This window comes from uncultured Mycobacterium sp. (assembly GCF_964249325.1).
Lineage (GTDB): Bacteria > Actinomycetota > Actinomycetes > Mycobacteriales > Mycobacteriaceae > Mycobacterium.
Map to the genome: position 1 here is coordinate 1 of NZ_CAXUCH010000158.1, position 10,333 is coordinate 10,333.

The following is a 10,333-nucleotide window of genomic DNA, read 5'->3' on the forward strand; positions in this document are numbered from 1 at the left end:
CATAGAGCGTTACTGCGCGCATGTCGATTCCTCACAGATCCAATCGAGTGCCCGCTGCAGAATGATGTCGGGTTGGAAGCGCACCATCGACCAGTGATCAGAACGAACCGTTCCGCGGGTGCGGTAGCGGTCCATGATGTCGATGTGATGGGGCAGGTTGATGAACCGCTCAAGGCTGTCCTCGTTGTCCCACACCGAAATCGAACCCCCACGCATGGCCGCCGGCAGCGACCACAGCCACAGGCCGAGGGCGCCCGGCATCGCATACCAGCCCAGGCGCATCCGTAACCCTTTCAGCGCCACCCCTGGCAGGTCAAGGCGGTGATGGGCCCGATACTCGGTGACGCTGACCACGATCGGCCTGGTGACTGGTTGGCACGGGCCGGGCATCCACGGCAGGATCACCGGTCCCTATAATGCTTGCACGCTGTTGTTCGTCGCTCTCACACTTTCGAGCATGGCGCTACGATTGGTCTGTGTCACGGTCCAATGGAGATATTTATACGCAGACCAATTCGGGTGATCCTGGCTTCCCGCTGGAGGTCATGCTTGTCCTGGACCGGTCGAGGCGCGGTGCGCGCCAGCAGCTGCAGGAGCAGTTGCGACTGGCGATCCAAGACGGGCGGCTGGCGCCGGGCAAGCTGCTTCCACCCACACGGGTGATGGCGCGCGATCTTGGAGTGGCTCGGAGCGTCGTTGTCGACGTGTATCAACAGCTCGCCGCGGATGGATACCTCTGCGCCCGGCAGGGGTCGGGCACCCGGGTCCTGCCGATCGCCCGGCCAGGAATGTCGGTTCGATCACGCAAGGCTGAGTCGGCTCCCGTGGTGCGCTTTTTCGGCGGGCTCCCTGACCCTTCGTTGTTTCCCCGAGCTGAATGGCTACGCCACTATCGTGCAGCGCTGAGTAACATGCGCAACGAGCAGCTGGGCTACCCTGGGCCGCTTGGGACGTTCGAGCTGCGTGACGCGCTGGCGAATTACCTCGCTCGGGTTCGCGGCGTCGCCACCGCGCCCGAGCGCACCCTGATCTGCGCGGGCTTAACGCAGGCCATTGTGTTGGTGTGCCGAGCGTTGCGGGTTCGGGGCATCGACGCGATCGCTGTAGAAGATCCGGGCTTTGGACTGCACCGCCAAGTCATATCCAACACCGGGCTGCAAGTGGTGCCACTTCCAGTCGACCGCCACGGTGTGCAGGTGGCCAGGCTTGCGCAGCTAAACGTCGGCGCGGTGCTGACCGCCCCGGCCCATTCGTACCCGACCGGTGCTGTTTTGAGCGGTGACCGCCGCGCTGCCCTCGTGACGTGGGCGGATGAGTGCGAGGGGCTCATCATAGAAGACGACTATGATGCGGAGTTCCGCTACGACCGGGCACCCGTTGGTGCGCTGCAGGGACTCTCGCCGGAACGAGTGGTCTACGCCGGCTGCGCCAGCAAGACGCTAACGCCGGCGCTTCGGCTCGGATGGATCGTCCTGCCGCGCTGGCTCATCGACGAAGTAACCCAGCAGAAGCTACTCGACGACATGGGCAGCACCGTCGTGGAACAACTCGCAATGGCGCGATTCGTTAATACCGGGGCACTGACACGCCACCTCCGCCGGGTGCGCCCAATCTATCGGCGCCGACGCGAGGCAGCGCTCGACGCGGTGACCGCCTCACTGCCAGGCGCGGTGCCAAGCGGCATCGCCGCCGGGCTCCATGTATACGTGCAGCTACCTGACTGGTGTGACGAAGCGGATCTCGTCGCGGCTGCAGGCAAGCAAGGCCTGCTCATTGAAGGAGCCTGCTGGCACTGGTCCGCGCCTGCGGACGCCCCACCGGCATTAGTAGTCGGCTACGGCGCAATCACAGAACCCACGATCCGCAAGGGGCTCGGAATCCTCGGATCACTGTACCAAGCTCAACGTCGCATGACGGGCAATCGCGATGGCACCCTCGGCGGTCAACATCAAGCTCCAAAGTAGCGCCGGTTCATTTTATGCTGCTTGGCTTTGAAGTTAGCGTTTCGGCATGCCGTCCTCGGTAGGGCAGAGAAGCCGGTTTCAAAGCTCGCGTGCGCCGTGGCCATGCTCTGAAGCGCCACCACACGTCAGCATTCTGCGGGAATTCCGTACAGTTAGCGGACTGCGCCAGGTGATGCGGTCGCGAGGCCGACCTTGCGGCATCCGTCCAATAATCGGTGGTCGTATGTGACGAACGCTGTGAGTTCCCGCTCTATTTGGGCTGCGGCCGCCAGGTGAATCGCGCGGAGAGAACGCAAGGTGGGCGGCCCGATGGTTTCGGCTGGAGCGATCACAGGTTCGTTGATCGGGAAGATGTCGAGCCGGTCGAGTAGATAACGGGCACGCTCAGATTGAGCTGGTTCCCGATATCGCGCAACGACTTTCATCAACTCGACCCGGCTGAGCGCGCTCGTCGCCCCGTACTGGTTTCCAAGCTAGACCCGCGCTGCAACGCTGGTTTGGGAGGTACGTCCTTGGGCTCACCATAGTTTCTGATTCTGCCGCCGTGGGAGTTCTGCCGTCTCGTCGGCGCCCGGGTCGTCGTCGTTGATCGACGAAATCATGGGTGAGGGTGCGCGGCGGATGCTGGCCGAGGTGCTGCGGGCCGAGGTCGACGCCTATTCGCCCAGTTCGCCGACGTGCGCGATGAGAGCGGGCACCGGCTGGTGGTGCGCAACGGCTGCCACCAGCCCCGCGACGTGCTCACTAGTGCTGGCTCAGCAACGGTTCTCTTCGGCGATTCTGCCGCCGTGAGCGCGCAAGACCCCGAAGATCGGCGAGGTGTTGCCGCTGCTGTACCTGCACGGGCTTTCGACCGGCGATTTGTGCCGGCCCTCGGGCAGTTCCTCGGCTCGGCCAAGGGCCTGTCGTCTTCGACGGTCAGCAAGCTCACTGAGACCTGGAAATCGGAGGCTCGCGCGTTCGCCGAACGGGACCTGTCGCACGTGGACTTCGTGTAGCTGCGGGCCGATGGGATTCACGTCAACGTCCGTTTGGAGGAGGACAGGCTGTTGGTGATGATCGGGGTGCGTGCGTGCCGATGGCCGCAAGGAGCTCGTCGCGCTGGCCGAAGGGTATCGCGAGTCGACCGGGTCGTGGGCGGATCTGTTGCGCGACTGCAAACGCCGCGGCATGCGGGCGCCGGTGCTGGCAGCCGGTGACGGTGCGCTGGGGTTCTGGGGTGCGCTGCGCGAGATGTTCCCGGAGACGCGCGAGCAGCGCTGCTGGTTCCACAAGATATCGAATGTTCTTGCCGCTCTGCCGAGCTGGGCCTGCCGCCCGCTGCCAGCGACGCGGCCATTTACGTGCACGAGCTGTCCAGGCACTTCGGGCACGTGCGGGCCGTCGACGGGATTGACCTGGAAGTCCGGGCGGGCAGCACTATCGCGCTGCTTGGCCCGAATGGTGCCGGCAAGACCACCACGATCTATCTGATGCTGGGCGTGCTCGCACCCGATCACGGTGCGGTGCACCTGTTTGGATCATCGCCTAGGTGTGCGGTTGCCGCCGGGCGGGTAGGCGCGATGCTGCAGGACACGGGCCTGATGGCCGGCGTGCGGGTCGGGCAGTTGCTCACGGTCATCCGTGAGCTGTATCCGGCACCCGCTTCCCTGCGAGAACTCATCGACGCGGCGAGTATCGCTGGTCTCCTTCGCCGCCGCACCGACCGGCTGTCCGGTGGACAGGCCCAACGCGTCCGCTTCGCCCTGGCAGCCGCGGGAAACCCCGATCTGCTGGTGCTCGATGAGCCGACTGTGGGGCTGGATGTGCAAGCCCGCGAAGGGTTTTGGGCCAGGATACGCAGCCATGCCGCCCGCGGCAGCACGGTGTTGTTTTCCACCCACTATCTGGAAGAGGCCGAAACCTACGCCGACCGGATCGTGCTGCTCCGCAGCGGCTGTATCGTCGCCGACGGCACAGCCCGCGAGATCACATCCAGCGTCGGGGCCGGTCGCGTTGTACGGTTCCGGCTGCTCACCGGACCTCCGGACCGGTTCTTCGAGCTGCCCGCCGTCGTCGCCGTCCACATCGAAAACGATCGCGTCACCTTGCACACCAGCGATGCCGATCGGACGGTGTGGGCGCTGTACGAGGACCGTGACAACATCGCCGAACTCGAAGTCACCGGTGGCGACCTACACGAAGCATTCCTCGCTCTGACCACGGCGGACGATCCAACACAGAAGTCGTCTGAGTTCCGCGCACCATCGAGCTGAGCTCAAAACCGGTCAACGCAGGGATGCAACCGCGCACTATCGACCCGCCGCGATGGCGACGGCGGTTACTCGGATACCGAGCCTTCGATCCGCTCGAAGTAGGTCACCGCCTGGGCCGAGCGTGCCAATGGCCATGTCCGCGCTGGTGGCCAGGGAAAGTCCCTAGCCGTGAGCGGGTGGTTGGCTAACTTGGGTTAAGCATCCCGTTGCCGGCACGCATACGATCCTCGGTCACCTGCACCCAGCGCCGTCGTTGATCTACCATTCGATAAGGTTCGACATCGGATTGTTGTCAGGTCCGCGGCCGAATAGTTTTGTGTACTAGGACCTGCCTGCCTCGATGTCGCGCACCGCGACCACTGCCAGCACGTAATCAACGTGAGCCATAATCAGTTCTCCTTTGTCGTAGTGGTTGCGGCGAACTCCGCAGCCAGGGTGTCCAGTTGCTGGGCGGTTCCGTGTTCACGCCAAGCCGGTTGCTCCTGGCCGGGGAGATACATGCCGTGCTCGGTGAGTACCAGTAGGGTGCCAGCGTCCTCTGCTCGGAACTCGACACTGGTGACCGAGACCGTCGACAGCCGGTCTCCGGTGTGCAGTGTGGACGTCGTGAGAATTCGTTGATTAGTTGCGATCTCGGCGTACCGCGCCTCGTAGGTCAACCGGCGGCCCTGTCCATCGAATCCCTTGACCGTCTCGAGGCCGCCGACCACGAAGTTTTGAAAGTGCTCTGCTCCTTGAGCCATCCAGCGCCTGCGCGCCTCCGGATTTGCCCATGCCGCAAACACCCGCTCGACCGAGGCCGGGTAGCGGCGTTCCAGCGTGAACGTCGAGTGCGTTACTTCCATGGTCACTTTCCCTTCAGGTAGTCGTCGAGTTGATCAAGTTGCCGTTCCCATTCAGTGCGTTGACTGCTGAGCCAGCGTTCGGCGTCACGCAGCGCCTTCGGTTCGATCCGGCAGCTGCGCACTCGGCCGACTTTCTCTGTGACGATGACGCCCGCGCCTTCCAGGACCTTGAGGTGCTGCATCACCGCAGGCAGAGACATCGCGAGCGGCTCGGCCAACGCCTTGACCGGCGCTGGCCTTTGGACGAGCCGTTCTACGATCGCCCGACGGGTCGGGTCGGCGAGCGCGTGAAAAACGCGACCGAACACATCAAACCCGGATTGGTTAGGCACATGCTTAACTATCTCTGCCGATGTCAAGAAAGTCAAGTATCTGGTTAACCATTCAGGCGACACCGCCGCACATCAGCCGGGCGCGCGCGCCAACAGCACGCTGATCAACGAACGCCAAACGCGGTGACGGAACCACTTAGTGAATCGTCCCGAGAACGAGCTTATTGATGGGCATGTGACCCTTTGGCGAGATGCATTAGGAGTCAGCCACATTCGATGTCTGATAACTCACCGTCGACGTCTGCCGAAAAATGACGCTATCTAGGCATTTTGGCTCATTCGCACCGCGAGGCCCACGGCCGGTCGGTCAGGGTAGGCGTGACTCATCTGATAAACGCGGAGCCGTTAACCTGACATAATGCCACTTATCGGTACAACCCTAGGGTAGGCTTGTACCCGGACGAAACTTGTGCGCCTTATCAGTTGGGCCACTGTCCCTGCTGAATCTATCTGCGATTTGCTCAGTATTTCTGTTCCGCAGGCTGATTGCGCTCACTATTTCTGTTTTCCATTAGCTCAACTCCGACCTTGTCCGTGACCGCGCAGTTACCGAGTGACCAACGAACGCATCCGCCAGGCGTGGCCAGGTCCCTAGGCGGCACTCCGTCGAGATACGTCACGGTGACGATTAGGCCCGATGTGGGTACTGCGCCGAATCCCCTCCCTAGCTCATGTGTTTAGGAAAACTCGAGGACCGCTCCAAGCTTTATCAGCGAGTCTCGGGCATTTTGCCCACGGTGTGACCGGATTGGAGCGTCACTAACCGCGCCGCTTCGGAACGCCAAACTCGCCGCGAATCTCGTCCTCGCTGAACGTATGACCGGCAAAGATCTCCTGCTCGGCTCGCGCGATGTCTTCGCGAATCCGCGGTTGTGACAGCCCAGAAGATCGTTTGCTTGATGGACTCGAACGCATCTACCGACAACAGTACAGCCGCTGGCACACAATCTTTCGTGATCGTGATGAACTGCGTCAGATGTCCGCATTTCACCGACCAGGTTTTTCCAGGTTCTGCGCAGCAGCCCAAACGTCGATCTCGCGCATGCTAGCGACGCTTACGCGGGCCATAGCGGCAGATCGCATCAGCCGCCCTCTTCGGGCATGCTGTGGGTTACCGTGGGGCACTTACGTCACAGTGACGTTTCTGGTGGCTTGTCATCCCAATAATGCTGTCCTTCAACACGTTTCAACGTCATGGATAATCTACATTATCCATGAACATTGCCGCCCAAGTGACGCAGGCGGCCCGGTCCGCGGGCCGCCTGCGTTTGCCTCAGATGCGTTAGCGCGCGGACTGGGCCGTGGCAGACTTGGCTGTCGCGCGGTTGTCACCGTCCACGGTTTGCGGCAGCCCCAGCCACTGCACCAGGTCGGCGAAGCTCACGACGATTGCCCCGCCGCTGAACGTTTGCTCAACTATCAGGCAGAGACTCTTCGTCGGGTCTGGGAGTTCCTCGCCGAGCGCGTCGACCACCTCTCGATTGACCCGCGCTGCCACCTCGGCGTTCGTCGTTGAGCGATCCGTGCGGGACGTTGACCCGGGTCAGAACCCGCGGCCCTTCATCTCCCGTCAGGATTTCGCTGCCAATCGACCAGCTGCCTGCAGGCATCTCGTGAATGAGCATCCAGGTGATCGCCTGCGCTCGCGGCGATTCGCCGTAGGTCGCGCCCTCTGCCTCCATTACTTGGCGACTTACGCGCTCGTGCAAAGCGCGCCTGGTCGTTTCACTCAACGTCCCGGCAGGGACGTACATCTCAATCAGCGGCATGTCGAACCTCCTATTGGTGCGTGTCTACGTGGCTTGGGATTTCAAGCAGACGCCGTCCCGCCCCGCCCTGATGGATAGGCGGCGCCAGGAAGATCCAAACCGACCCGCGGGTGAGCGCCCCCATCGACTGGTGTTCGAAACGCGCGCTGGTTTTGCAACTTCACGGTGGCTTCCCAGTACCAATAATCCCGCCGCACAATCGGTCCCGCGGCGGGCGTGGCTCGCTTCGATGAATGCGAGAACGGCTCCCCATTTTGCGCGCGCTTGCGTGGCCCCAAGTTTGAGCCCTGCAGGGCCTGCGACTTTCGATATGGTGTGCTGGTTGCCTTCATCATTTCGCTGTCGGCTGTGCGTGATTTGCGGCTATGGCCGCACAGGCTGCCCGGCTGTCGCGGCGAGTGCTGCGTCGGCCGCCTCGCGCAACCGGCGGCCGGTCGGGGTCTGGAGCTGGTCGGGGGCGATGAACGACACCAGGTCCTCGTAGCGAAAGAGGTTGCCGGCCATGCTCCAGAAGCCGTCGGCAACCTCGTGTAGGACGACCCACACACGCCATGCTTCGGCCGGACTGTAGTCGGTGCCCTCGGCTTCGAGCATGATCTTTGGCACCTCGCGGACCATGTCGCGGCGATGCTTGATCGCCCATGGAGCCTGGCCATGAATGACCGTGCTGTTCGGCACAGCGGCCGCCACCCGATAGGTCGGTCTCTGTGTCGGGCGCCCACCAATATGGACCGTGTGCCGGGACAGCTCGTGGACGTAACACCAACTGAACAACCGGGAGTGGTCGTTGTCGGGAACACCCTCGTGTTGAAGGATCGCGGTTGTCAAACGCGTCGACGGCATCCCGTCGGTGAAGGCGAGCGCAACCTCGGCGCCCGGCCGGTTCCTTGAGCGTTCGTCGGGCCTGTGCGACCCGGACGGACACCATCGCGTTCGGTTTCGCCAGAAGCTCACTCGGCGCTGACGACGGTTCGCGACTTTCCATCAGATAGTTGGTTGCCTTAGATGGGACACCCGCAGCGCCCGATTCGAAGTTGGCGCATATATCGGCACAGCTGTGCTAGCATGTGCGGTGTGGATGGATCGACTGCTCCCGCGCTCGGCGCGCTTCTGGCTAAACACCAGATTGGCCTGACCGTTGAAGAGGTCCTCGACGAGCTGGACTCCGTCTTCGCGGCCATCCCCGGGGCAACCACCCTGTCGACGACAGAAGTGGACTTCCTCCGCACGCACGCCGGACCACAAGCAGCAGACCTGATCGATGCATGGTCCGCGGACGACGAACGTCAGGCCCGCGCCCGCGTTGCGTTGGGGCAACTCAGCCGCGCCCTCTCAGGATCGGTCAGCATCAAAGAAGCCGCCACGATCCTCGGCATCGACCGGTCCCGCGTGTCGCGACGTATCACCGGAAAAGCTTTATGGGCCTACGATCTTCAAGGAAGCCGACGCATCCCTCGCTGGCAGTTCCTTGGTGGCGAACTGCTTCCCGGCCTGGACGTGATCGTCCCCGCGATACCACGTGGCACCACCCCCGCGGTTCTGGATGCATTCATGCACACCCCGCAGCCCGACTTCGACGACCGCACGCCCATCGAGCATCTGGCCGCCGGGGGCGACCCCGCGTTGGTTGCCGGATTCATAGCGGATCTCGGGCGCTGGTGAGCCGACGGTCCAAACCAAAGGTGCCACGAACACCTCCCGAACAGCTCACCAAGGAACCCGACGACTGCGTCGAATACACCGGCACGCTGTGGCGGGTCCACCGCACCGAAGGCGAGCACCTGCTGCCCTGGAACAAGCTGCGCACCTGCGGGCCATTGCCGTCGATGCGGTGGGACCCACACCCGGGGAATGGGCCCAGCTCGCACGCTGAGGGCGTCCTGTACGCCGCAGCCGATGTCGCAACCAGCCTCGCCGAGGTCTGCCAGACAATCCGCGTGATCGATACCCGCGCCGGCGCTCCGACGCTCACCGCCTGGCAACCACAACGCCGATCGCGGCTGCTCGACTTGTCCGGAACGTGGCTGCTCCGCAACAGCGCTTCGGCTGCATTGCGGGCCGCACCCCGATCCATATGCCGACGCTGGGCCCGCGCTATCTACACGACCTGGCCCCAACTCGACGGTCTATACGTACCGTCGACTATGACTGGTCGCCCGATTATTGTGCTGTGGAATGCCGCCGCGGACTCAATACCCACGCTGCCGTCGTTTTCCCGACCGCTCACTCATCCGCTGGTGTGGTCGATCGCGCAAGCGGCCGCCGCCGAAATCGGCTATCACATCCTGTGACTGCACATACGCAACGAATCTGGCCGCTAGCCTCTCCTAATCCCCGGGAATGTAATACCCGTAAGGAATGATCGCAAATATGACTGCAGACAGTCGATGGCCAGGCCGTACACGGCACGACGTCCCAATAGTGGAGAGCGCGCAGTTGGTCAGTGAGCGCACCGATCGCTTGTTACGTGAGCGCCCCACCACGCAGATCGGCATGCGGGACTGTCGCGCAAAGTTGGTGCCGCCCAATCGAGAACGTCGCAGGCGAACCTTGGACCGGATCCTCGGTTTACCCGACGGGTCAACCATAGTGCTCAACCGCAAGCAGGTGGAGGCGATGGTGGCGCGTATCCGGCCCATACACCGTTAAGTCGGTGCCGCCACACAGCCGGAACTGGATCACATCGACACCGCCTTGATCATCCATCCAGGTTGTCAGGATGATCCGGCCAAAGCGGCACATTCACAATGTGATTCAGGCATATCTCTTGCCAATTGCTCTGCTGGATGCATTTTGCCGTTTCTGTGCATTCCTAACGTGCCTGACCAGCGAACGCGGCATAGTTAGTGGGATTGGTAGTCGGCCCGCAGCCTGTGCTGGCAACCCAACGGGTTGGCGCCGTCGAAAGGAACGACAATGAACCGAATTTCGCGGTTCGCAACCTCCGTGGTGATGTCAAGGGGTCTGAGCCTGGCCGGTCTGAGCCTGGCCGCCGGAATCGTTCACGCCACGGGCCCCAGCTATGAGGGCGGTAACTGTCCGGGCGGGATGACATGCACTCACTGGTGCCCAGGCGACCCTCCTATACCGGGCAGCCAAGTGATTACGTGGGATTGGAACGTCTGCCACGACTGGTACTGGACCTCCGAGGGTGTCATCGACATCGAC

10 protein-coding genes and 3 pseudogenes are annotated in these 10,333 nt (G+C 62.7%); 6 read left to right on the forward strand and 7 right to left on the reverse strand.

Features of this window, described 5'->3' with window-relative positions; translation table 11 throughout:
* Positions 1-9: 9 nt before the first annotated feature.
* A complete protein-coding gene (locus tag ACFE99_RS17570; RefSeq protein WP_375487499.1) occupies positions 10-390 on the reverse strand; it encodes a hypothetical protein in 381 nt (126 codons plus the stop codon).
* A gap of 86 nt (positions 391-476) precedes the next feature.
* On the opposite strand from ACFE99_RS17570, the gene ACFE99_RS17575 reads away from it, so the two are divergent.
* Positions 477-1,964 (forward strand): PLP-dependent aminotransferase family protein, encoded by a 1,488-nt coding sequence (locus ACFE99_RS17575; RefSeq protein ID WP_375487501.1) that lies wholly within the window; start codon positions 477-479, stop codon positions 1,962-1,964.
* 152 nt (positions 1,965-2,116) lie between these two features.
* Here ACFE99_RS17575 and ACFE99_RS17580 read toward each other — a convergent pair.
* A pseudogene (locus tag ACFE99_RS17580) lies at positions 2,117-2,419 on the reverse strand (PIN domain-containing protein); the annotation flags it as partial.
* A 145-nt stretch (positions 2,420-2,564) separates the two neighbouring features.
* On the opposite strand from ACFE99_RS17580, the pseudogene ACFE99_RS17585 reads away from it, so the two are divergent.
* Both ACFE99_RS17585 and ACFE99_RS17590 read left to right on the forward strand, forming a co-directional pair.
* Positions 2,565-3,275: pseudogene (locus ACFE99_RS17585) on the forward strand (transposase); the annotation flags it as partial.
* Between the two features lie 32 nt (positions 3,276-3,307).
* The gene (locus ACFE99_RS17590; protein WP_375487503.1) at positions 3,308-4,219 is read left to right on the forward strand and encodes an ABC transporter ATP-binding protein; all 912 of its coding nucleotides are present in this window, start codon (positions 3,308-3,310) and stop codon (positions 4,217-4,219) included.
* Between the two features lie 389 nt (positions 4,220-4,608).
* Here the strand turns inward: ACFE99_RS17590 and ACFE99_RS17595 are convergent, their stop codons facing one another.
* The 5 genes from ACFE99_RS17595 to ACFE99_RS17615 form a co-directional block, all read right to left on the reverse strand.
* Complete coding sequence (locus tag ACFE99_RS17595) at positions 4,609-5,064, reverse strand: SRPBCC family protein (protein WP_375487505.1); 456 nt, start codon at positions 5,062-5,064, stop codon at positions 4,609-4,611.
* A 2-nt stretch (positions 5,065-5,066) separates the two neighbouring features.
* Positions 5,067-5,396 (reverse strand): ArsR/SmtB family transcription factor, encoded by a 330-nt coding sequence (locus ACFE99_RS17600; RefSeq protein ID WP_375487507.1) that lies wholly within the window; start codon positions 5,394-5,396, stop codon positions 5,067-5,069.
* Positions 5,397-6,105: 709 nt separating this feature from the next.
* On the reverse strand, positions 6,106-6,387 hold the full coding sequence (locus tag ACFE99_RS17605) for a type II toxin-antitoxin system prevent-host-death family antitoxin (protein ID WP_375487517.1): 282 nt from the start codon (positions 6,385-6,387) through the stop codon (positions 6,106-6,108).
* Positions 6,388-6,678: 291 nt separating this feature from the next.
* Entirely contained in the window at positions 6,679-6,894 is a 216-nt protein-coding gene (locus ACFE99_RS17610) for a hypothetical protein (RefSeq protein WP_375487509.1), read from the reverse strand.
* A gap of 634 nt (positions 6,895-7,528) precedes the next feature.
* Positions 7,529-7,993 (reverse strand): hypothetical protein, encoded by a 465-nt coding sequence (locus ACFE99_RS17615; RefSeq protein WP_375487511.1) that lies wholly within the window; start codon positions 7,991-7,993, stop codon positions 7,529-7,531.
* 237 nt (positions 7,994-8,230) lie between these two features.
* On the opposite strand from ACFE99_RS17615, the gene ACFE99_RS17620 reads away from it, so the two are divergent.
* The 3 genes and pseudogenes from ACFE99_RS17620 to ACFE99_RS17630 form a co-directional block, all read left to right on the forward strand.
* Entirely contained in the window at positions 8,231-8,827 is a 597-nt protein-coding gene (locus tag ACFE99_RS17620) for a helix-turn-helix domain-containing protein (protein ID WP_375487513.1), read from the forward strand.
* A gap of 20 nt (positions 8,828-8,847) precedes the next feature.
* Complete coding sequence (locus ACFE99_RS17625) at positions 8,848-9,456, forward strand: RES family NAD+ phosphorylase (protein WP_375487515.1); 609 nt, start codon at positions 8,848-8,850, stop codon at positions 9,454-9,456.
* A 625-nt stretch (positions 9,457-10,081) separates the two neighbouring features.
* Positions 10,082-10,333, forward strand: a pseudogene (locus tag ACFE99_RS17630) (hypothetical protein); the annotation flags it as partial.